Origin of the sequence: Salinicola sp. MH3R3-1 (assembly GCF_001937155.1) — a bacterium.
Taxonomy (GTDB): Bacteria; Pseudomonadota; Gammaproteobacteria; order Pseudomonadales; family Halomonadaceae; genus Salinicola; species Salinicola halophyticus.
Genome location: NZ_MSDP01000025.1, coordinates 30118 through 51000, shown reverse-complemented (window position 1 = coordinate 51000; position 20883 = coordinate 30118). Strand labels below are relative to the sequence as shown.

Here is a 20883-nt window from a genome sequence, read left to right as displayed (position 1 = left end):
GGTGTCGCCGCCGACGAAATGGCGGCGACCAGATTGCCTGAATTAGCCGGCTTGCCCGCTAGGCAGGCTGGTGGATGATTAAAGGAGCGCGACCTTGAGTAGCGAAATCATCAAAGTTCCCGACATCGGCGGCAGCGACGATGTCGAAATCATCGAGATCGCGGTGAGCGTCGGCGATGTCATTGCCGCCGAAGACACCATGATCACGCTGGAATCCGACAAGGCCAGCATGGATGTTCCTGCGCCCAAGGGCGGCAAGGTCGTCAAGATTCTGGTCAAGGAAGGCGACACCGTCTCCGAGGGCGACGATATTCTCGAGCTGGAAGCCGAGGATAGCGGCGACGACCAAGATGGCGATGATGCCGACGGCGAGCCGTCGCAGGACGAGAGCGAGTCATCGGACAAGCCCAAGGCGGACGATGGCGACGAGTCAGACGATAACGGCGGCGATGACGCCGAGCCCCAGAAGGCTGCATCGAAGAAGAAGTCCTCCGGTGGTGGCAAGCGTACCGTCGAAGTGAAAGTGCCGGATATCGGCGGTGGCGACGGCGTCGAGATCATCGAAGTCGCTGTCAGCGAAGGCGACGAGATCAGCGAAGAAGACACGTTGATCACGCTGGAGTCGGACAAGGCCTCGATGGATGTGCCGAGCCCGTACAGCGGCAAGATCGTCTCGCTCTCGATCAAGGAGGGCGACAGCGTCTCCGAAGGTGACCTGATCGGCACCATGGAGATCGCCGGCGAAGGCGATGATGAAGGCGAAGACGAAGAGGACGCTGATGAAGCGCCCGCGGAGTCTGCCGATAGCGCCGAGAATGAAGACGCCGATGACGACGAGGATGAAGGCGGCGAAGGCGAAGACGACGGCGAAGCTAGCCGTCAGGAAATTCGTGTTCCCGATATCGGCGGCGGCGAAGGTGTCGAAGTAATCGAAGTTGCCATCAGCGAAGGCGACGAGATCAACGAAGAAGACACCCTGATCACGCTGGAGTCCGACAAGGCCTCCATGGACGTGCCGAGTCCTTACAAGGGCAAGGTCGTCGAAGTCTCGGTCAAGGAAGGCGACAGCGTCTCGGAAGGCGATCTGATCGGCTATGTCGAGGTTGCGGGTGCCAAGAAGCCGGCGAAGAAGAAATCGTCCCCGAAGAAAAGCGACGAGTCGAAGCCGGCACCGGCCAAGTCCGACGCCGAAAAGACGTCCGACGCCGGAAAGACGTCCGACACCGGAAAGACGTCCAAGGCCGACAAGCGATCCGACGCTCAGGCGCAGAAGGACGTCAGCGGTGAGCCGAGCCCGGAAGCGCGCCACAAGCATGGTGACGACAAGACCGAAGGTGCCCACGTGCACGCCGGCCCGGCCGTACGCAAGCTGGCCCGCGAACTGGGCGTCGAGCTCGGCGAAGTCAAAGGTTCCGGCCCTAAGGGTCGTGTCCTGAAGGATGACGTCGACGGCTTCGTCAAGCAGGTGATGAAGGATCGCAAGAGTGGCGGCGGCGCGGCGAAGGCCGGGGCCACTGGCGGCGCGGGTATCCCTCAGGTGCCGGCGATCGATTTCAGCCAGTTCGGCGAGATCGAAGAGAAGCCGATGAGCCGCCTGATGAAGGCGGGCGCCAACAACCTGCATCGCAGCTGGCTCAACGTACCGCACGTCACTCAGTTCGACGAAGCGGACATTACCGAGCTCGAAGCGTTCCGCAAGTCGATGAAAGCCGAGGCGGAATCCCAGGGTGCCAAGCTGACGCCGCTGCCGTTCATGATCAAGGCGTGTGCCTATGCACTGCGCAAGTTCCCGCAGTTCAACGCAAGCCTGCATCCGGACGGCGACAAGCTGATCATCAAGCACTACGTGCATATCGGCGTGGCGGTCGATACGCCGGATGGCCTGATGGTGCCGGTGATCCGCGATGCCGACAAGAAATCCTTGATCGATCTGGCCAAGGAGTCGGTCGAGCTGGCCAAGAAGGCGCAGAACAAGAAGCTGTCCCGCGACGAGATGAGCGGTGCCAGCTTCACCATCTCGAGCCTCGGTTCCATCGGTGGTACGGCCTTCACGCCGATCGTCAATACTCCGGAAGTGGCCATTCTGGGTATTTCCAAGTCGTCGATGAAGCCGGTCTGGAATGGTAGCGAGTTCGCACCGCGGTTGATGTTGCCGCTGTCGCTCTCCTATGACCACCGGGCAGTCAACGGTGCCGATGCGGCGCGCTTCACCGCCTTCCTGGCGCAGGTGCTGACCGATATCCGTCGTATGCTGGTCTGATCCGACGGTCGATGCGATCGACGCCAACGGCCTCTACGGAGGCCGTTGGCGTTTTCGTCTCTACCACGCCAGCGTGGTAGAAACGAAAGGCCGGATCCCGCGGCGGCGTTAGCCCAAGCGAGTCTTGTGCGCTACCGGATCGGCAGGTATCGTCTTGAGCCATTGACGGTGTCTTCTGCATCCTGTTTTCCATGTCACCGACCATTCCAAGAACCGACATCATTCTTCAAGGAGCCGTATCGATGCGTTTGATCCTCTTGGGCGCCCCCGGCGCTGGCAAGGGTACCCAAGCCCAGTTCATCTGCGAGCATTTCCATATCCCGCAGATTTCCACCGGCGACATGCTGCGTGCCGCGGTAAAGGACGGTAGCGAGCTGGGAGTCAAGGTCAAGGAGACCATGAACAGTGGCGCTCTGGTATCGGACGATCTGATCATTGCGCTGGTCAAGGAGCGCATTGCGCAGGCCGACTGCGCCAACGGGTTCCTGTTCGACGGTTTTCCGCGCACGCTGCCGCAGGCGGATGCGATGAAGGAAGCCGGCATCAAGCTCGATCATGTGGTGGAAATAGCCGTCGACGACGAAGAGATCGTCAATCGACTTTCCGGACGTCGCGTGCATCCGGACTCCGGGCGTATCTATCACGTCGATTACAAGCCGCCCCAGGAAGAGGGCAAGGACGACGTCACCGGTGAGCCGCTGATTCATCGTGACGATGATAGCGAGAAGACCGTACGCCATCGTCTTTCTGTCTACCACGATCAGACCGAGCCGTTGGTCGGCTACTATCAGCAGTGGGCGGCGGAGGATGCCGACGCAGCGCCGGCGTACCACCGTATTGCCGGTATCGGCGGCGTCGACGAGATTCGCGAACAGGTTCTCGCCGCACTCGAGGCCTGAGCATCCGATTCCTTGCCAGCCCGACTCTTTGCTAGCCTGAAACGCCGCTAGCCTGAAACGCCGCTAGCCCGAAACGCCGCTAGTCCGAAAAGTCGTCTCGAAATAGGCTCCGCCTCGTGGCGGAGCGTTCGTTTTGGCGCCGCGATGGCGCTATACTCCCCCCTTCTTTTTGCCGCCATTCCCCGGGACACCGATGCCGACGTTGCTGGCGCTGGACGCCTCCTCTACCGCCTGTTCCTGTGCGCTGATTCAGGATCAATCCATCGTTCAGCGTTTCGAGATCGCCCCGCGCGAACATACCCGCCTGCTGCTGCCGATGATCGACGAGGTTCTGGCCGAGGCCGGTGTATCACTGGAGCAGCTCGATGCGATTGCCTACGGGCAAGGTCCCGGATCGTTTACCGGCTTGCGAATCGCGGCCGGGGTCGCCCAGGGGCTGGCCTATGGCGCCGATCTGCCGTTGATGGGAATCTCGACGCTGGACGCTCTGGCGCTGGCTGCCCATCGCCAATGGCACGCGCGATATGTGATCGCGGCGCTCGACGCGCGCATGGACGAGATCTATGTCGCCGCCTATCGCTGCCATGAGGGGACGCTGACTGCCCTCCTGGAGGAGCGGGTCATGCCGCCTTCGAAACTCTCGCTGCCGCAAGGCGATGACGAACTCGAGTGGCTGGGGATCGGCAGCGGCTGGCAACTTTTATCTGCCATGCCTGTCGATGTACAGGCTGCATTGGTGCAGACCCTCCCCGATGAACTCCCGGCGGCTGAGGATATTGCACGTCTGGCCGCTGCTTCGTGGCAGCGTGGCGCCCGCGGTGGCTCCCCCCATGAAGTTATCCCCGTCTATCTGCGTGACGAGGTGGCGTGGCGTAAGACGTGAAAGGTCGAGGCTAACGGTGGCGACCTCTTTACATAAGGATATTGAACGATAATGGATGTTTTTCAGCTGGCCGCGCTCGCCATCATCCAGGGCTTGACGGAATTTCTGCCCATCTCTTCTTCCGCGCATCTGATTCTACCTTCGCAGCTGTTTGGCTGGTCCGACCAGGGGCTGGCCTTCGATGTCGCCGTCCATATCGGCTCGCTGGGGGCCGTGCTGTTCGCGTTTCGCCACGAAGTCTGGCGCATCCTTCACGCCTGGTTTACCCAGTTCGGCGAGCGCGGGCCGACCCCGGAAAGCCGTCTGGGGTGGGCGATCATCATCGCCACCATCCCGGCGGTGATCGTCGGTCTGTTGATCGAAGGCTGGGTCGAGAGTGCGGGGCGCTCGGTGCTCGTCATTGCCACGACGACGATCCTGTTCGGGGTGCTGCTGGGCGTGGCCGACAAGCGCGGTAGCCGGGTCAAGCCGCTCGAAACTCTGAGCCTGAAGAGCGCGCTGCTGATCGGCCTGGCCCAAGCCATTGCCCTGATTCCCGGCACTTCGCGCTCGGGCATTACCATGACGGCGGCTTTGATGCTCGGCTTTAGCCGGCAGGCCTCGGCACGTTTCTCTTTCCTGCTGTCGATTCCGCTGATTCTGGCGGCAGGGTCGTTGAAAGGATTCGAGCTGGTTCAGTCGGGTACCGCAGCCCAGTGGCACGAGATTCTGCTGGGCGTGGCGCTGTCGTTCGTGGCGGCCTGGATCTGCATCAAGCTGTTTCTGGCAGCACTGGACAAGATCGGCATGATGCCGTTCGTGATCTATCGTCTGCTGCTGGGCGTGGCGCTGTTCGTATGGGCGACGTGAATCCCGGCTCTCGGATGGCAGCCAGCGAGCCGCTGACCGTGGTCGGCGACTCCCTGATCGATCTCGCCGCGCGCTATGGATTGCCCTGGGCTTCGTCGGCGCCCGTCGGCGGGCTCGTCTTGCAATGTGGCGAGAACGGACTGGAAATCGGCGGTGACGTCAGACTCTACGGTCATCCGATACGTGCGGATTTCGTGACCGGAGCCGCGGCGCATCGCCGGCGTCACGGCGGCGGGCGCAGGCAGCTCGTCGCCAGAGCCTGCGGCTTCGGTAAGGGTGTGGTGCCGCAGATCGTCGATGCCACCGCAGGCCTGGGTCGGGACGCTTTCGTGCTGGCCTCTCTGGGGGCCGAGGTGTTGATGGTCGAACGCGTGGCGGCGGTCCACGCGTTGCTGCAGGCGGCTCTGCGGCAGGCGTCGAGCGACGACGAGGTGGCACAGATCGTCGAACGCCTTTCACTGAGACACGCCGACAGCGCAACGGCACTGGCGAAAGCAGTCGGCGACTGGCCGCACCAGCCCCAGGTCGTGCATCTCGATCCTATGTTTCCGCATCGGGAGAAGTCCGCCATGGTCAAGAAGGAGATGCGGCTTTTCCGCGAGCTCGCGGGCGATGATATCGATGCCCCGAGCCTGCTGTCGGCGGCGCTGGATGTCGCCACGCACCGCGTCGTGGTCAAGCGCCCACGCAAGGCGCCGCCTATCGAGGGCCCCGCGCCCAAGCACGTTCTGGAAGGCAAGACCAGCCGATACGATCTGTATGTGCATCGTTCGCTGAAGACTTGAGCCCTTTAAACGAGCGAACCGGGCATGAGCCCGGTTCGTCGGTTGGTCCTGGCTGAACTTACTGACGTTTCAACGTCATGTCGGCGCCGGACTGGATCGTCTGCATGTGAGTATCGAGGACTTCGAGATCGCCGTTGTCGAGGGGGCGTAGATAGTAGATCGTATTGCCGCCGGCGCCCTTGAGCTCGTAGATCGTCGGAATCTGCTGCGGTCCGGCATCCTTGAGCACCAGGAAATTGCCCTTGGTGATCATCGGCTCATCGCTTCGTCCCTGGTAGAGGCTGTTGAGCGAATAGGCGCCACCGGTGTCATCCATGTTCATCATTTCCAGATCGACCTGGATGCCCGAGCAGTTCGCGCAGGGCAGGACGCCTTCGTATTCACCGGCCGCCTTCTCGTAAGGGGACGGCGGCGTCCCGGCACAACCTGCGAGTGTCAGAGTCAAACCCAGCAGCCCTGCACCCATCAAACCTGAAGTACGCATTGCTTATTCCTTTTTTAGCAGAATGCGTTTCTCAGTATAGTTCGAAAATCCAGAGGCGGGAGATTCGCTGATGCGCTCTCTCGCTGCAGGTCGGTGGATGATGTTCTGCCGGCGACGTCCGCTCGCCAAGGATCTGTTGCCGCTGTTCCATCACCAACGAGCTATCACCCACGAGCTATCGCCAACCAGCTATTGCCAACCAGCTATTGCCAAAGAGCTGTCGCTAAAGAGCTATCGCTGGCGCCTGAACAGAATCAGCCACAGGGCTCCCGCGATCAGCAGTCCGCCGACAGCGTGCGCCCAGGTGACCCGCTCGCCGAGGAACAGCGCGCCCCACAGCACGCCGAACAGGGGGACCAGCATGGTGACCGTTAGTGGTTTGATCGGACCGAGATCCTCGACCAACCGAAAGTAGAAGAGGTAGGCCACCGAGGTGCAGGCAAGGCCCAGTGCCAGCATTGCCCACCATACACCGAGGTCGTTCCATACCAGCGCGTGTGGCGCGAGTGCGACCTGCCCCAGCATGAAGGGCGCGAGTAACAAGGTCGCCCCCACCTGTGAGCCCATTGCGATCAGCCGCGAATCGAGCCCGCCGCGCTCGGCTATCCAGCGTCTGACGGCGAAGCCGCTCAATCCATAGCAGCCAGCGGCGACCAGGCAGGCGCCGGCACCGATCAGCAGACCCCGGCTTAACGCGACAGGGCCGGTCCCCACCAGCACGCTGACGCCCAGCACGCCCAGCGCCACGCCGATCAGACGATCCCGCGTAAGCCGTTCCTGGAAGAACGTGGCGCCGATCACCACGCCCATCAGTGGCGTCGAGGCGTTGAGCATGGCGGAGTAGCCGGCAGGCAGATACTGGGCCGCGATACAGAACATCGCGAACGGAATGCCGGAGTTGACCATGCCGATCGCCAGTGACGTCTTGAACTTGCCATCGAACTGCCAACGCACGCCCAGTACGGCGAGAATCGCCACCAGCCCCAGCGCGCCGAACAGCACGCGGAAAAACGCGGTGGGAAACGCCCCCAGTGCCGGAGTGGCAATTCGCATGAACAGGAAGCTGGCTCCCCAAAGCGCGGATAGCAGAAGCAGACGGAGCAGCGACGGTAGCGGCATGGCATTTATCCTTGGTCATGATCGCCACGCAGCGTAAACCGGTTCGGCGGCGATGTCCGGCAGTTTTCGGCGTTCGAGCTCGACCGAGATACGCGAATTTTGTCGAGAACGCGCAAGCCAACTATGCTCAAGGGCCAGTGGAGTGATTCTGCTGTAAAGTCAGTCATCAAGGAGATCGACATGTACGAAGATCAAGTGAAAGGACGCACCGAGGAACTCAAGGGTCGCACTCAGGAAGCCGTTGGCGCTTTCACCGAAGACGACGATCTGCGCAGCGAAGGCAAAGCGCGTCAGACAGTAGGCAAGGTACAGGCCAATTACGGCGAGAAGCTCGACGAAGTCCGTGAGGCAACGGTCAAGAATCCGATCAGCGCGCTGGCGATTGCAGGCGGTGTTGGTGTGTTTCTGGGTATTATTCTCGGCCGTCGTTGAAGTTCGTTCGAACTTCTCGGCCAAGAGCGTTTCTCGATCCCGGCTTCAGGCCGGGGTCGTTGTTTTGGCTCGTGGAGACGTCTTGATCGGTAGCGTTGGAATGGCGCCTGTCAGGTGAGGCGATACCTTCGGATCCTACGGTTTTAGACAGGCCCACATCTTGTTGACCCCCCTTATCTACCTCGCCGCCGCGCTGGCGGAAATAGCCGGTTGCTTCGCATTCTGGGCGTGGTGGCGACTGGACAAGTCTGCACTGTGGCTTGGCCCGGGCGTCGCCAGCCTGATGCTGTTCGCGTGGCTTCTGACGCTGGTCGACAGCGATTACGCAGGGCGTGCCTACGCTGCCTACGGCGGCGTCTACATCGTCACGTCGGTGGTATGGCTATGGCTGGTCGAGCAGCGCCTGCCGGATCGGTGGGACGTGATCGGCGCGACGATCTGTCTGATCGGCGCCGGTGTCATTCTGTTCGGGCCTCGGGGTTGAAGGGCGTCGAAAGAGGGAAAGACACTGGAGGGCGATGTTTAGTCTGATGGTAACGAATCTATCCTAAACTCGGCCGGAATTTGACGCGAAAAAGTCTTGAGGCCAGTCTCAGACGAGGTCATTATCTGCGGCCTCTCGCCGGTTCCCGGGTCGGTGCGAGACCAAGACCGGGGTGGCATCGGGTCGGGACGCGCTGAATCTTCTGAGAAGTTAGTTGCACACTCATTCGACAAGCCCTTGACCACTGATTTGACTCGCCTTGGCCACTAGCGATAAGACCTTATCACTGTTGACTTTTCCCGATCTGGAAGCGAATTCATGAGCAAAGTCCTGATTGTTGGCGCCGGTGGCGTCGGTGGTGTCGTTACTCACAAGTGCGCCCAGCATCCCGAGGTATTCAGCGAGATCTGTCTCGCCAGCCGTAACGAAGCCAAATGCAAGGCGATCGCCGAGCAGTTGCCGCGTCCGATCCAGACCGCCCAGGTCGATGCCGACAGCGTCGAGGCGCTGGTCGCGCTGATCGAGTCGTTCAAACCGGATATCCTGATCCATGTGGCACTGCCGTATCAGGATCTGACCATCATGGAAGCGTGCCTGCAGACCGGCGTGCCGTATCTCGACACCGCCAACTACGAGCACCCCGACGAAGCCAAGTTCGAGTACAAGGAACAGTGGGCGTTCCAGGATCGCTACGCCAAAGCCGGCGCGATGGCCACGCTGGGCTGTGGTTTCGATCCGGGCATGACCAATATCTACTGCGCCTATGGCCAGAAGAATCTGTTCGACGAGATTCACCGAATCGATATCCTCGATGCCAATGGCGGCGACCACGGCTATCCGTTTGCGACCAATTTCAATCCGGAAATCAACATTCGCGAGATCACTGCGAACGGTCGTTACTGGGAGAAGGGTGAGTGGGTCGAGACACCGCCCCTGGCCGAGAAGCGCAAGTTCGATTTCGACGGCATCGGCGAGAAAGATCTCTATCTGCTCTATCACGAAGAGCTGGAATCGCTGTCCCAAAACATCAAGGGGCTCGAGCGCATCCGTTTCTGGATGACCTTCTCCGAAAAGTACATCACCCACCTGAAGGTGCTCGAGAACGTGGGCATGACCCGCATCGATCCGATCCAGGTCAACGGCGTCGACATCTCGCCGCTGCAGTTCCTCAAGCAGGTCCTGCCGGATCCGGCTTCGCTCGGTCCGCGTACCAAGGGCAAGACCAACATCGGCGTCATCCTCGACGGCATCAAGGATGGCAAGCGTCGCAAGGTGTACATCTACAACATCTGCGATCACGAGAAGTGCTACGAGGAAGTCCAGTCCCAGGCGATCTCCTACACCACAGGCGTGCCGGCGGTGACCGGGGCGATGCTGATGCTGGAAGGCATCTGGAAGGGCGAGGGCGTCTACAACGTCGAGCAGCTCGATCCTAACCCGTTCATGGAGCGCATCGGCGAGATGGGCCTGCCGTGGCAGATGGTCGAGCTCGACCCCGATCAAGACCCGCTGGCCTGAGCAGGAGATGACGACTATCGCCTCTCCCATCGCCGACTATCCCTTCGACGTTCGGGCCTGTCCGTCGCCGGCCTACGTGGTCGACGACGCGCTGCTCAGGCGCAATCTGGAACTGCTGGGCAAGGTGCAGGCCGACAGCGGCGCGAGAATTCTGCTGGCGCTGAAAGGGTTCGCCATGTGGAATACCTTCCCGCTGGTCAGCCAGTATCTGGTTGGAACCACCGCCAGCGGTCAGGATGAAGCGCGTCTGGGTGCCGAGACCTTCGGTGGCGAGGTGCACGTCTACTCGCCGGCGTTCACCGCGCCTGAAATGGACGTGGTGCTGCGCTATGCGGACCACCTGAGCTTCAATTCCCCGCGGCAGTGGCGGCACTTTCGCGACACCGTGAAAGCGTCGCCGCGTGAAGTCTCCTGCGGGCTACGCGTCAACCCCGAGCACTCCACCGGCGAGGTGGCGCTGTACGACCCTTGCGCGCCGGGTTCACGGCTCGGCACCCGGGCTGCGGATCTGGCGCCGGAGGATCTCGAGGGGCTGGAGGGACTGCACTTTCACGCGCTCTGCGAGCAGAACAGCGACGCGCTGGAAGCGACTCTGGATGCCTTCGAGCGGAAGTTCGGCCAGTATCTGGCCAGCCTGCGCTGGGTCAACTTCGGCGGCGGTCACCACATCACGCGGGCCGACTACGATGTCGAACGGCTGGTGCGAGTGATCCGTGACTTCCGGTCGCGCCACCCGCATCTCGAGGTCTATCTCGAACCCGGCGAGGCGATTGCGCTGAATACCGGTTATCTCGTCTGCAGCGTGCTGGATATCGTCGAGAACGATGGCCCGATCGCGATTCTGGACACGTCCGCCACCGCGCACATGCCCGATGTACTGGAGATGCCGTATCGTCCGGAGATTCTCGGCGGCGCCAGGCCCGGCGAGAAGGCGTACACCTATCGACTGGGCGGCACGACGTGTCTGGCCGGTGACGTGATCGGCGATTACGCCTTCGATCGTCCGCTCGAGATCGGGGACCGTCTGGTGTTCACCGACATGGCGCACTACACCATGGTCAAGACCACCACCTTCAACGGCATCCGTCTGCCGTCGATCTGTCGAATCGACGAGACGAGCCGCGAAGTGCGCACGGTCAAGACCTTCGGGTACGAGGACTACGCCCAGCGCTTGAGTTGAGCCCGAGTTGGCAATAACCGAAACGATTACGCCCCGCCATGCGGGGCGTTTTTCATGGCGAAGCCGGTTCGTGGCGCTCCAGCGAGGGGCTCCGAGACGTCTGATGCTGGGTGATGATATCCAGCAGCTCCTGGCCAAAAGCGGGGAGGACATGATCTTCGCGGATCAGCACGCTGCGTTCCCGATATGCCCAGGCGTCGCTCAAATGGCGCACGCTCAACCGCATGTGATTCTGATAGCGCAAGGCGCAGGACTCCGGCAGGATGCCGACGCCGACGCCGGCTTCGATCATGCGACACGCCGATTCGAAACCGAAAACCTGAATTCTGACCGGCAATGGCTTGCCGAATTCCAGCGCCTTGCGCTCCAGATAGTGAAAGAGGGTGCTGCCTTCGTGAAGCGTCACGTGGGGATAATCCAGCGCATCTTCGTAGGTGATCTCTTCGCGTTCGGTCAGCGGATGATCGAGTGGCGTGGCCAGGACCAGCCTGTCCTGACTGAATGGCAGCGTCTTCAGTCGTGAAGGCACTTCGACGCCCACCATGATGCCGAGAATTCCCATATCGGCGGTGCCATCGAGAACGCCGCGAATGATATCGCTGGTGAGCCGCTCCTGAAGATCCACCGTGATGCCGGGCCGCGTGGCGAGGAAATCGGCCAGTACCTCGGGCATGAACTCGATGACGGCGGTGGTGTTGGCGAATATCCGCAAATGGCCGATGGCGTCACTGGCGTAACCGGAGAATTCATTCTTGACCCGCTCGACCTGGCGCAGGATGAGGCGTGCGTGCTGCAGCAGGCGCTCGCCGGCCGGCGTCAGCTCGACGCCCTGACTGCTACGGTAGAACAGCCGACTTTCCAGTTGCGCTTCGAGAGACTTGATTCGGCCGCTGACCGCAGCGGTGGAAAGATGCGCGCGCTGAGCCCCGGCTGTCAGGCTGCTCTCTTCGGCGACATGGACAAAGATGCGCAAGTCCGCGAGATCGAAATGCATGAGACCGGACTCCTTCAGCGCTCGGCAGGCTGTGACGACGCCATGATTCTAGCATTACCGGGCGCCGATGCCCGGCGCGGGATGACCGCCGATGAAGTTCGCTGTGGCGTATTTCGCCGCTAGCGCAGTTGGCTATCCTTGCTGCCGCGACGGTTGTAGTTGGCGCGATGGGTTTGATGACGATCCTCTTCCGCCTGACACGCGATACACAGGCGCACGCCAGGAACGGCCTGTCGCCGCGCCTCGGGAATCGGCGCCTCGCACTCTTCACAGATCATCAGGCTAGGGCCCTGATTCCGAAGCCGTTGGCGTGCTTCCTCGATACCGTCTTGGACGGTGCTGTCGATCTGCTCCTGCACTGCGCCATCTTTTGCCCAACCGCTGGCCATGATCTTTCTCCTCGAGACTTTGCCTCTCGGCACTGTTTCAACATGGTGGCGATCCCGCGGCCTTGCAAGGCGTGGGCCAGCTGCAAGCTACGGAGGTGGCCGCGTCAATCCACGTCGATGAACTCGTGAGGCGCCTGGGTTGCATGCCGATGCGGGGTCTCGTGTACGCAGATAACACGACAGTTGGCGACATGGGTCACCTTGTGCGACACGCTGCCGATCATCAGCCCTTTGAATTGCCCCATGCCACGACTGCCCATCACGATGGCATCGACGCCCAGCCGCTCGGCCTCGGAGACGATCATGCGTGCCGGCGAACCCTGCTTGACGAGCGTATCGAACTCCCCGTTATAACCGGGGAAGGAAGGTAGCGTATCAAGCGCGGCATCGAGAATGGCGTGACCCTCGTGATCGGCGGTATCCACCGAAGCCGCCTTGATCGCCGCTTCGACACTGAGCAATTCGCCTTTATGCAGTTGTGGGTAAGGGTCGCGAACGTTGAGCAGATACAGCTTGCCCTGAACCGGTGCTGCCAACTGACAGGCAACGTTGAGCGCGATATGGGAGTCCTCGGAACCATCGATCGGGATTAGCAGAGACTTGAACATAAACACCTCGCCACCGTGAAAGCATCGAACGGAAGCGCTCGGGTACCGCCTGGTTGCTGATTACCTGTCGCTGCGGCGAGCCGAGTCGCCTTGCGACTCTCAACATAGGTTACCCGCGAGGAATGTCATAGCGGATAAATGTCGCACAGTGTGACGCACCCCAGGCTGAGCGGGGATGCATGCCGACGTTAGCGGTCCGTGCCGGGATGGAGCAGCGTCATGACATCATCGAGCCAGGTACGGGGGCCAACGCTATCGATCACCCGGATGGACTCACCACTATTTTCCGCGGTGAGATGGGCATCGGTTGCGACCAGCACGGTGCCGGGTTCCAGCAGGGGCAGCACCTTCCGCTTGAAACCATCGGGTACGACCACCTGATTGACCAGGTTGGTCGAGACCAGTTGGCCGGCAGTGCTTTCGTAACCGGGTACGCCAATTGCGATCCAGGTCGGCATGGAAAGAGTACGCAGGGGCACTTCATCGCTCTCTCTAGCCGGCGGTGGATGGAAATGGCCTTCGACGATATAGGCGCGCGTACCCGTCACCCTGTCGGGGCTGCCGATCTCGACGCGTGAACGGCCAATTTCGACGCCATTGCGATAGACCACGATCAGGCGATCGCTGCGGCTGAGAACCATCGAGACCGGGCCTTCGGAAGGAGGGTCCATGGCCCAGCGCCAGCTGCTGCCACTGGCCAACAGAGGAATCTCGACACCACTGCCAGTATGGGCATCGATGGGGCTCAATGGTCCCGGATGAACCACGGAGATCGGCGCCTGGCCCGCCTCCGCCACGACCACCGTCATGCCCAGGTTGGATGCATCGAACAACAGACGAGCAAATTCGGTCGGCAAGTGGACGCAGCCGTGGGATTCCGGGTAACCGGGCAGCCCGCCGGCATGCAGCGCCACGCCGTCCCAGGTCAGGCGTTGCTGATACGGCATCGGTGCATTGCCGTAGAGGTTGGAGTAGTGGTCCTTGTCCTTCTGGAGCACGGTAAAGACGCCGGTCGGCGTCTCGTAACCCTCGCGACCGGTACTGATGCTCGTCACGCCAATGAGGATCCCGTTGCGATAGACGTAGGCGCGCTGCTCGGTGAGGCTGACGACGACGGCCATCGGGCCGGCATGCCTGTCATCGCCACCCCAGATCCAGGCGCCGGGAGGAAGCTGGTCGATCGGCGTATCGACAGGGCTTGACTGTTTCTCGCCCCAGTAGGGCACGGCGAAGCTCGCTGGCGAAACCAGCAGGGTGACGATCAATAGCAGCAGTGTAATTCCCGTACGTGACATGCTGACTCCCTCGAACGACGCGCCGAAGAACGACGCATTCTCGATTCACGTCGTGCGCACTACCGGGATCGGTGGCTGCTGTAGGTGGGGCGGCCGCCAATGATGGGATGACCGCCATGAACAGGGTACTCGCTATCGACGTCGTGCGCGCCCCCGCGTGCACTCGATAAAGGCGATGCTTGATCAGCGTGTGCCGAGGAAATACTCGCCGGTGTCCTGTTGCTCGACGCGGGCCTGAGCGCACTGCGCCAGCGCCGAATTCATCAGCCATTCCCGTTCAGGATAGTAGGAGAAGATGAACTGGCCTTCCTTGAGCACGTCGATGACATCCCCAGCGACGCCGGGACGCAGAGCGGGGCATCCCCAGCTACGTCCGAGTCGTCCCTGACGCTCGGCAATGCCAGGATCGACGTAATCGGCGCCGTGCATCACGATCGCGCGGCTCATGGCGGCATCGTTGAAGCCGGGCTCGAGCCCATCCATACGCAACGAGTAGCCGTTCTTGCCCTCGTAGGTCTGGCGCGTCACGAACAGACCCAGGCTCGAGGCGTGTGAGCCTTCCTGGTTGGAAAATCGATCGGGAACGTCACCCCCGGAACCTTGACCATGGGCCACGACTTCACGGTACAGCAGCTTGTTCCGGGCGAGATCGAAAACCCACAGGCGTGGTGTCAGCGAGGAGCGGCTGTAATCGATGATCGCCAGGCGCTGCGCAGCTTCGCCCACGCCGTGGCGCTGGGCGCACTGCATGGTGGCAAGACCCAGGGCGATGACGTCGGGATCGGCGTCCGGGGCGAGGTGCTCGAGGGATGTCACGGTGGGTTGATACACCACATCGGCACGAGCCGGAAGATCGTGAGAGTGCGGTGGTGTCGACGCGACCGCGGCAGAGATCGACATCGACAACACGATGGCAGCCGTTACGGCTCTCGAAGTCAGGGAGTCGATAAAAGGCGCTGAGAGTAAGGACGCATAGGTCTTGATCATCGAAGCAGGCTACCCGAGGTGACGGGAAAGGCGTCAGCATGCGGGACAAGGCGAGACCCGGCAAGCGCCTCGGCGCCGAGTCCGCCACTAAAGTCTAAATGTAATTATTTGACCTTGTTCGTAAATTGGCGCGGATAACCATACTGCGACCGCCGTTGGCCCGCCAACATCCCTATCAAGGTACCTGCCGGATGCTCACAAGGCATTCTCTTCGCTTCAGGGGCACTAAATGATTACATTCATTGGATCGATCCTGCTATTGATAGCGGGCTACTTCACGTACGGAAAGTTCGTGGAGCGAGTGTTCGTCACCGATCGCAAGCGGCGTACGCCCGCTTTCACCATGCGCGACAACATCGATTACGTGCCGATGAACACGACGCGTAACTCGCTGATCCAACTTCTCAATATTGCCGGCGTCGGACCCATCTTCGGGCCGATCCTGGGTGCGCTGTATGGTCCGGTGGCATTCGTCTGGATCGTGGTCGGCTGCATCTTTGCGGGCGCGGTACATGATTATCTCACCGGCATGATCTCGATCCGTAACCACGGTGCGCACCTGCCGCAGCTGGCGGGCAAGTTCCTGGGCAAGGCGATGAAGCACATCGTCAACGGCTTCGCCATCCTGCTGCTGCTGCTGGTCGGCACCGTTTTCGTCACCTCGCCGGCGGCGCTGCTGGCCAACATGACGCCGCTGTCGATCACGCTGATCACGATGGTAATCTTCGCCTACTATCTGCTGGCGACGTTGCTACCGATCGACAAGGTCATCGGCCGAATCTATCCCTATTTCGGTGCGCTGCTGGTGTTCAGCGCGCTGGGTATCGGTCTCGGCATGATCTTCACCGGTGCCCCGATCCCGGAGCTCTCGTTCCAGAACATGCATCCGCAGGGCGCGCCGATCTTCCCGCTGCTGTTTTTGACCATCTCCTGTGGCGCGCTCTCCGGCTTTCACGCCACCCAGACGCCGATCATTTCGCGCACCACCGAGAACGAAGGCAACGGCCGCAAGATTTTCTACGGCATGATGATCACCGAGGGCGTCATCGCGATGATCTGGGCCGCTGCGGCGATGAGTCTGTTCCATGGCGACCACACGCTGTCCGACGTTCTGGCTGCCGGCGGCCCGGCCGCGGTCGTCAGTGAAGTGTCGACCACCATGCTCGGCGCCATTGGCGGTACGCTGGCGATTCTCGGCGTGATCGTGTTGCCGATCACCTCCGGCGATACGGCTTTCCGCAGTGCGCGCATGATCATCGCCGACTATCTGAAGATCGATCAGCGGCCCATCGTCAAGCGTCTGCTCATCGCCGCGCCGCTGTTCGTGATCTCCTACGCGTTGACCCACATGGATTTCACGCTGCTGTGGCGCTACTTCTCCTGGGCCAACCAGACCACGGCGGTCATCGCTCTCTGGGTTGCGACGATGTATCTGGTGCTGGCGCGCAAGCCGCACCTGATCACTTCGATTCCGGCAGTATTCATGACCATGGCGACTTTTACCTATCTGGCCTACGCGCCGATCGGCTTCGGTCTGTCGCTGCAGATGAGCTACGTGGTGGCGGCAATCGGCACGCTGATCTGCATCGCGCTGTTCATGAAGCGCGTCCGCCGGCTGAGCGGCGGCATCTTTGCCGTCGACGAGCCGGAAGTACCGGTCTTCAAGAATGGTAAGGCCACCGGATTACTGGCAACGAGCCTATTGTCGATATCGCGTTTCTGGTAACGCCTACCCGCCCAAGCAAACGGGCCCGTGCCATTGGCACGGGCCCGTTTCTTTTTGGCTCCGTCGTTGCCGAAGCAGGACAGAAGAAGGGATACCGGCTCGGTAGCCCGAGCCGGTCGCCGATCAGGACGCCTGGTAGAGCTTGTTCAGCGCCGCGTTCAGCGTTTTGCTGGGACGCATGGCGTCACTCACCCGCTCGCGATCGGGATGGAAATAGCCCTTGATGTCCACCGGCTTGCCTTGCGCGGCATTGAGCTCGTCGACAATGGCCTTCTCGTTGTCGCCGAGGGTCTTGGCGATCTCCTCGAACAGCGACTTGAGTTCGCCGTCTTCGGTCTGAGCGGCCAGCTCTTTCGCCCAGTAGAGCGCCAAGTAGAAGTGGCTACCGCGGTTGTCGAGCTCGCCGACCTTACGCTTGGGCGACTTGTCGGCGTCGAGGAATTCACCGTTGGCGCGGTCCAGCGTGGACGCCAGGATCTTGGCGCGAGCGTTGTCGAAGGTGCTGCCAAGATGTTCGAGAGACGCCGCCAGGGCGAGAAATTCACCCAGCGAATCCCAGCGCAGGTGGTTCTCTTCCAGCAGCTGCTGAACGTGCTTGGGTGCGCTGCCGCCGGCACCGGTCTCGAACAGGCCACCACCGTTCATCAGCGGCACGATCGAGAGCATCTTGGCGCTGGTGCCGAGTTCCATGATCGGAAACAGGTCGGTCAGGTAGTCACGTAGCACGTTGCCGGTGACCGAGATGGTGTCCTCGCCCTTGCGGATACGCTCGAGAGAGACTTTCATCGCTTCCACCGGCGCCAGGATGCGGATATCCAGGCCGTCGGTATCGTGATCCTTGAGATAGGTCTCGACCTTCTCGATCAGCTTGGCGTCGTGGGCACGGTCGGCGTCGAGCCAGAAGATCGCCGGGGCGCCGCTTTCACGGGCGCGAGTGACGGCCAGCTTGACCCAATCCTTGATCGGCGCGTCCTTGGTCTGGCACATGCGCCAGATATCACCGGCTTCGACGTCGTGGCTGAACAGTGTCTGACCGTTCTCGTCGGTGACGATCACGGTGCCGTCCGCCGGGATATGGAAAGTCTTGTCGTGGGAGCCGTACTCTTCGGCTTTCTGCGCCATCAGACCGACGTTGGGCACGCTACCCATGGTGGTGGGATCGAAGGCGCCGTGCTTCTTGCAGTCCTCGATCACGGTCTGATAGATCGTCGCGTAGCAGCGATCGGGGATCACCGCCTTGGTGTCGTGCAGCGCGTCGTCGGTGCCCCACATCTTGCCGGAGTCACGGATCATCGCCGGCATCGAGGCGTCGATGATCACGTCACTCGGCACGTGCAGATTGGTGATGCCTTTGTGGGAGTCGACCATCGCCATCGGCGGACGCTCCTTGTAGAGCGCGTCGATATCGCTCTTGATCGCGTCCTGCTGTTCGCTGGGCAGCGATTCGATCGAGCTGTAGAGATCGCCGATGCCGCTGTTGGCGTTGAAGCCCGCGAGTTTGAGCGCCTCGGCGTGCTTGTCGAGCACGTCCTTGTAGAACTCCTCGACCACGATACCGAACATGATCGGGTCGGAAACCTTCATCATGGTCGCCTTCAAGTGCAGCGAGAACAGCACGTTGCGCTTCTTGGCATCCTTGATTTCGCTGTCGATGAAGTTGCGCAGGCGACGGCTGCTCATGCGCGAAGCGTCGACGACTTCGCCTTCCTTGACCGCGAGGCCGTCCTTCAGGGCGATGTGGGTGCCATCTTTCTGCTGCAGTTCGATCTTGAGCTTGCCGGCCTTGGCGATCACGGCGGACTGTTCGCTGCCGTAGAAGTCGCCTTCGCTCATGTGGGCGACGTGAGACTGGGAATCGCCGCTCCATTCGCCCATGCGATGCGGGTATTTGCGGACGTAGTTCTTGACCGATTTCGGCGCGCGACGGTCGGAGTTGCCTTCGCGCAGCACCGGGTTGACCGCGCTGCCTTTAGCCTTGTCGTAACTCGCCTTGATGGCTTTCTCTTCGTCGCTCGAAGGTTCGTCCGGGTAGTTCGGCAGCGGGTAGCCCTGGCCCTGCAGCTCCTTGATCGTCGCCTTGAGCTGCGGACCGGCAGCGCTGATGTTGGGCAGCTTGATGATGTTGGCTTCCGGCGTCGTCGCCAGCTGGCCAAGTTCGGCCAGGTCATCGCTGACGCGCTGCTCGTCGTTCAGTAGGTCCGGAAACTGGGAAAGCACGCGGGCGGCCAGCGAAATATCGCGAGTCTCGACCGTGATACCGGCCGTACCGGTAAACGCCTCGATGATCGGCAGCAGAGAGTAGGTGGCCAGTGCAGGCGCTTCGTCGGTCAGGGTGTAGATGATCTTCGGGGTATTGGACATGTCTATTCGTTAACCTCTCTTTGGCAATGGCACGAGTATCGCGTGCTTGACAGCAATTCGAATACGCTTCGCGCCAGTGGTGCGATGAAGACGCTGGCGATCGATACGTCGGACGGGCGTCACCGGTTGATATCGTCCGTCATCACCGGTTCGCCCGCAGGACGCCATGCAGCACGGCGCCGGTTCCCCTTTGACTGAAGCAACCGTGGGTCAACCGGCAGCGTGGTCCTGAAAGCGGTCGTGACGGCTGTGAATTGAAGTTGTCGACAACCTGCGGTCGCGACAGAGTATACCAGCGCCACGTGACCAACGCATTCACGCGGCGCGCCCGCGACAGCGCCTCGACTAGCCGAACGACACGATCTCCACCCAGTTGGTCTTGCGACCGACCGGGGCGTCGCTTAAATAGGTCAGCTCACCGCTGGCGGAGTCGATGCGGTAGAGCGACAGGTGATCGCTCAGCTCGCCGGCGGCGACCAGATAGCGTCCGGCAGGATCGATCTCGAAACCTCGGGGCTGCTTCACCGTGGGCTGATTGGCGACGTACTGCGGCTTGCCACTCTGCGGATCGACACGCAGCGTACTCAGCGTGCTGCTGGTACGCTCGGAAAGATAAAGATAGCGACCGTCCGGAGTAATGTGCAGATCGGCTGCCCAGATGCGTGGCGTATCGTCACCGGCCGGGATCTCCTCGCGGGGCATGCCTGGCGCCAGTTCCAGCGTATCCGGCAGGCCCCGACACACGCTGACCTGGGACAACGTGCCGTTGTCGGCATTCAGTGCAAAGGTCGTTACCGTCGCGTCGAACTCGCCCAGCACATAGACGAAGCGGCCGTCGGGTGAGAACACGAAGTGACGCGGCCCGGCCCCGGCGGCGGTCTCGGCAGCGGGCGGATCGTTGGGGGCGAGCGCACCGTCCGCGAAATAGAACTGGGCCAGCCTATCGTCTCCCAGATTGGTGGCGAAGACGTGATGGTTCTCCGGCGTGGTCAGGATCGCGTGGGCGCGGCTGCCGGTTTCCAGGGTCTGGGTGGCATCGCCGGCCACGCCGTTGCCGTCGATGGGGCTGACGCTGACCAGGTTGCCGCCGTAGGAAGCCGCCAGCAGGTAACGCCCGGATCGATCGGTGGCGATATAGGCCATGCTGCCGTAGAGCGCGCCGCTGCCCAGTGGCGTCAATCCACCGGTGTTCGAGTCAATGCGATAGCTCAGTACCCGCAATGGATCACTGCGAATGGCGGCGTAAAGGAACTGCTTGTCCGGGCTGACGGCCAACGGCATGACGTTCTCCGCCGCCTCGGTGGTGGCTAGCGGGATCAGCTTTTCGGTCTGACGGTCCAGGCGATAGCTGCCAATGGTCCCATCTCCTGAGCTGGCGACGTAGACGACAGTATCGATGGAGGGCTCGACTGGGTTCATGCGCTTTCCTTGACGGTGGGAGGAACAGATCGAGATATCCGCCGCCGCGGCCTCGTGCATGAAATGTCATGCACGAGGCGGGCGATGCGGAACGGTCGATGGACAAACCTTCTTTTTAGCATTGAGCGTCTGGCAGCGTCGATTGTCGATAGGTCGACAAGGCGATGGCCCGCATCGGTCGCTCGTGCCGATAGCGCATAGCGAAAACCGG

Annotated in this window: 19 protein-coding genes; 10 read left to right on the top strand and 9 right to left on the bottom strand. The window is 61.5% G+C overall.

Annotation, left to right across the window (positions count from 1 at the left end):
- Nucleotides 1-94: 94 nt before the first annotated feature.
- From aceF to BTW08_RS14725, 5 genes are all read left to right on the top strand, one after another.
- Complete coding sequence (gene aceF, locus BTW08_RS14745) at nucleotides 95-2260, top strand: dihydrolipoyllysine-residue acetyltransferase (RefSeq protein ID WP_075563287.1); 2166 nt, start codon at nucleotides 95-97, stop codon at nucleotides 2258-2260.
- A gap of 242 nt (nucleotides 2261-2502) precedes the next feature.
- Nucleotides 2503-3159: an adenylate kinase gene (gene adk / locus BTW08_RS14740; protein WP_075563286.1), complete on the top strand. Its 657-nt coding sequence runs from the start codon at nucleotides 2503-2505 to the stop codon at nucleotides 3157-3159.
- 193 nt (nucleotides 3160-3352) lie between these two features.
- The gene (gene tsaB, locus BTW08_RS14735) at nucleotides 3353-4042 is read left to right on the top strand and encodes a tRNA (adenosine(37)-N6)-threonylcarbamoyltransferase complex dimerization subunit type 1 TsaB (RefSeq protein ID WP_075563285.1); all 690 of its coding nucleotides are present in this window, start codon (nucleotides 3353-3355) and stop codon (nucleotides 4040-4042) included.
- A 51-nt stretch (nucleotides 4043-4093) separates the two neighbouring features.
- Nucleotides 4094-4891: an undecaprenyl-diphosphate phosphatase gene (locus BTW08_RS14730; RefSeq protein ID WP_075563284.1), complete on the top strand. Its 798-nt coding sequence runs from the start codon at nucleotides 4094-4096 to the stop codon at nucleotides 4889-4891.
- A complete protein-coding gene (locus tag BTW08_RS14725; protein WP_139313675.1) occupies nucleotides 4879-5676 on the top strand; it encodes a class I SAM-dependent methyltransferase in 798 nt (265 codons plus the stop codon). Before BTW08_RS14730 ends, BTW08_RS14725 begins: the two co-directional genes overlap by 13 nt.
- A 58-nt stretch (nucleotides 5677-5734) precedes the next feature.
- Here the strand turns inward: BTW08_RS14725 and BTW08_RS14720 are convergent, their stop codons facing one another.
- Both BTW08_RS14720 and BTW08_RS14715 read right to left on the bottom strand, forming a co-directional pair.
- Nucleotides 5735-6160, bottom strand: coding sequence for a copper resistance protein NlpE N-terminal domain-containing protein (locus BTW08_RS14720; protein ID WP_075563283.1), 426 nt, complete (start codon nucleotides 6158-6160; stop codon nucleotides 5735-5737).
- Nucleotides 6161-6391: 231 nt separating this feature from the next.
- Entirely contained in the window at nucleotides 6392-7279 is an 888-nt protein-coding gene (locus BTW08_RS14715; RefSeq protein WP_075563282.1) for a DMT family transporter, read from the bottom strand.
- A gap of 180 nt (nucleotides 7280-7459) precedes the next feature.
- On the opposite strand from BTW08_RS14715, the gene BTW08_RS14710 reads away from it, so the two are divergent.
- The 4 genes from BTW08_RS14710 to nspC all read left to right on the top strand — a co-directional run bounded on the left by BTW08_RS14710 (nucleotide 7460) and on the right by nspC (nucleotide 10893).
- Nucleotides 7460-7711: a CsbD family protein gene (locus BTW08_RS14710; protein WP_075563281.1), complete on the top strand. Its 252-nt coding sequence runs from the start codon at nucleotides 7460-7462 to the stop codon at nucleotides 7709-7711.
- 160 nt (nucleotides 7712-7871) lie between these two features.
- Nucleotides 7872-8195 carry a YnfA family protein gene (locus BTW08_RS14705; RefSeq protein ID WP_083627902.1) on the top strand — a complete coding sequence of 108 codons (324 nt, stop codon included), beginning with the start codon at nucleotides 7872-7874 and terminating at the stop codon, nucleotides 8193-8195.
- A 318-nt stretch (nucleotides 8196-8513) separates the two neighbouring features.
- Nucleotides 8514-9713, top strand: a complete 1200-nt coding sequence (locus tag BTW08_RS14700; protein ID WP_075563280.1) for a saccharopine dehydrogenase family protein — start codon at nucleotides 8514-8516, stop codon at nucleotides 9711-9713.
- A 7-nt stretch (nucleotides 9714-9720) separates the two neighbouring features.
- Nucleotides 9721-10893, top strand: a complete 1173-nt coding sequence (gene nspC, locus BTW08_RS14695) for a carboxynorspermidine decarboxylase (RefSeq protein WP_075563279.1) — start codon at nucleotides 9721-9723, stop codon at nucleotides 10891-10893.
- A gap of 52 nt (nucleotides 10894-10945) precedes the next feature.
- Here nspC and BTW08_RS14690 read toward each other — a convergent pair whose 3' ends face one another.
- The 5 genes from BTW08_RS14690 to BTW08_RS14670 all read right to left on the bottom strand — a co-directional run bounded on the left by BTW08_RS14690 (nucleotide 10946) and on the right by BTW08_RS14670 (nucleotide 15079).
- On the bottom strand, nucleotides 10946-11887 hold the full coding sequence (locus tag BTW08_RS14690) for a LysR family transcriptional regulator (RefSeq protein WP_075563278.1): 942 nt from the start codon (nucleotides 11885-11887) through the stop codon (nucleotides 10946-10948).
- A gap of 119 nt (nucleotides 11888-12006) precedes the next feature.
- Nucleotides 12007-12276 (bottom strand): DksA/TraR family C4-type zinc finger protein, encoded by a 270-nt coding sequence (locus BTW08_RS14685; protein ID WP_075563277.1) that lies wholly within the window; start codon nucleotides 12274-12276, stop codon nucleotides 12007-12009.
- A gap of 104 nt (nucleotides 12277-12380) precedes the next feature.
- On the bottom strand, nucleotides 12381-12884 hold the full coding sequence (locus tag BTW08_RS14680) for a universal stress protein (protein ID WP_075563276.1): 504 nt from the start codon (nucleotides 12882-12884) through the stop codon (nucleotides 12381-12383).
- 188 nt (nucleotides 12885-13072) lie between these two features.
- Nucleotides 13073-14179: a L,D-transpeptidase gene (locus BTW08_RS14675; RefSeq protein ID WP_075563275.1), complete on the bottom strand. Its 1107-nt coding sequence runs from the start codon at nucleotides 14177-14179 to the stop codon at nucleotides 13073-13075.
- A 183-nt stretch (nucleotides 14180-14362) separates the two neighbouring features.
- Nucleotides 14363-15079 carry a murein L,D-transpeptidase catalytic domain family protein gene (locus BTW08_RS14670; protein ID WP_210403257.1) on the bottom strand — a complete coding sequence of 239 codons (717 nt, stop codon included), beginning with the start codon at nucleotides 15077-15079 and terminating at the stop codon, nucleotides 14363-14365.
- A 316-nt stretch (nucleotides 15080-15395) separates the two neighbouring features.
- Between BTW08_RS14670 and BTW08_RS14665 the strand changes: the two genes are divergently transcribed.
- Nucleotides 15396-16892: a carbon starvation CstA family protein gene (locus BTW08_RS14665; protein WP_075563274.1), complete on the top strand. Its 1497-nt coding sequence runs from the start codon at nucleotides 15396-15398 to the stop codon at nucleotides 16890-16892.
- A gap of 123 nt (nucleotides 16893-17015) precedes the next feature.
- Here BTW08_RS14665 and BTW08_RS14660 read toward each other — a convergent pair whose 3' ends face one another.
- Nucleotides 17016-19253 carry an NADP-dependent isocitrate dehydrogenase gene (locus BTW08_RS14660; protein WP_075563273.1) on the bottom strand — a complete coding sequence of 746 codons (2238 nt, stop codon included), beginning with the start codon at nucleotides 19251-19253 and terminating at the stop codon, nucleotides 17016-17018.
- Between the two features lie 345 nt (nucleotides 19254-19598).
- Nucleotides 19599-20672: a beta-propeller fold lactonase family protein gene (locus tag BTW08_RS14655; protein ID WP_075563272.1), complete on the bottom strand. Its 1074-nt coding sequence runs from the start codon at nucleotides 20670-20672 to the stop codon at nucleotides 19599-19601.
- Nucleotides 20673-20883 lie beyond the last annotated feature (211 nt).

What these genes read in the sequence shown, in the direction of transcription:
- BTW08_RS14655 (WP_075563272.1), bottom strand. Translation starts at nt 20,672, where the DNA reads ATGAACCCAGTCGAGCCCTCCATCGATACTGTCGTCTACGTCGCCAGC.
- BTW08_RS14690 (WP_075563278.1), bottom strand. Translation starts at nt 11,887, where the DNA reads ATGCATTTCGATCTCGCGGACTTGCGCATCTTTGTCCATGTCGCCGAA.
- BTW08_RS14700 (WP_075563280.1), top strand. Translation starts at nt 8,514, where the DNA reads ATGAGCAAAGTCCTGATTGTTGGCGCCGGTGGCGTCGGTGGTGTCGTT.
- BTW08_RS14680 (WP_075563276.1), bottom strand. Translation starts at nt 12,884, where the DNA reads ATGTTCAAGTCTCTGCTAATCCCGATCGATGGTTCCGAGGACTCCCAT.
- nspC (WP_075563279.1), top strand. Translation starts at nt 9,721, where the DNA reads ATGACGACTATCGCCTCTCCCATCGCCGACTATCCCTTCGACGTTCGG.
- BTW08_RS14665 (WP_075563274.1), top strand. Translation starts at nt 15,396, where the DNA reads ATGATTACATTCATTGGATCGATCCTGCTATTGATAGCGGGCTACTTC.
- BTW08_RS14660 (WP_075563273.1), bottom strand. Translation starts at nt 19,253, where the DNA reads ATGTCCAATACCCCGAAGATCATCTACACCCTGACCGACGAAGCGCCT.
- BTW08_RS14685 (WP_075563277.1), bottom strand. Translation starts at nt 12,276, where the DNA reads ATGGCCAGCGGTTGGGCAAAAGATGGCGCAGTGCAGGAGCAGATCGAC.
- BTW08_RS14710 (WP_075563281.1), top strand. Translation starts at nt 7,460, where the DNA reads ATGTACGAAGATCAAGTGAAAGGACGCACCGAGGAACTCAAGGGTCGC.
- BTW08_RS14715 (WP_075563282.1), bottom strand. Translation starts at nt 7,279, where the DNA reads ATGCCGCTACCGTCGCTGCTCCGTCTGCTTCTGCTATCCGCGCTTTGG.
- BTW08_RS14675 (WP_075563275.1), bottom strand. Translation starts at nt 14,179, where the DNA reads ATGTCACGTACGGGAATTACACTGCTGCTATTGATCGTCACCCTGCTG.
- adk (WP_075563286.1), top strand. Translation starts at nt 2,503, where the DNA reads ATGCGTTTGATCCTCTTGGGCGCCCCCGGCGCTGGCAAGGGTACCCAA.
- BTW08_RS14725 (WP_139313675.1), top strand. Translation starts at nt 4,879, where the DNA reads ATGGGCGACGTGAATCCCGGCTCTCGGATGGCAGCCAGCGAGCCGCTG.
- BTW08_RS14720 (WP_075563283.1), bottom strand. Translation starts at nt 6,160, where the DNA reads ATGCGTACTTCAGGTTTGATGGGTGCAGGGCTGCTGGGTTTGACTCTG.
- tsaB (WP_075563285.1), top strand. Translation starts at nt 3,353, where the DNA reads ATGCCGACGTTGCTGGCGCTGGACGCCTCCTCTACCGCCTGTTCCTGT.
- BTW08_RS14670 (WP_210403257.1), bottom strand. Translation starts at nt 15,079, where the DNA reads ATGTCGATCTCTGCCGCGGTCGCGTCGACACCACCGCACTCTCACGAT.
- BTW08_RS14730 (WP_075563284.1), top strand. Translation starts at nt 4,094, where the DNA reads ATGGATGTTTTTCAGCTGGCCGCGCTCGCCATCATCCAGGGCTTGACG.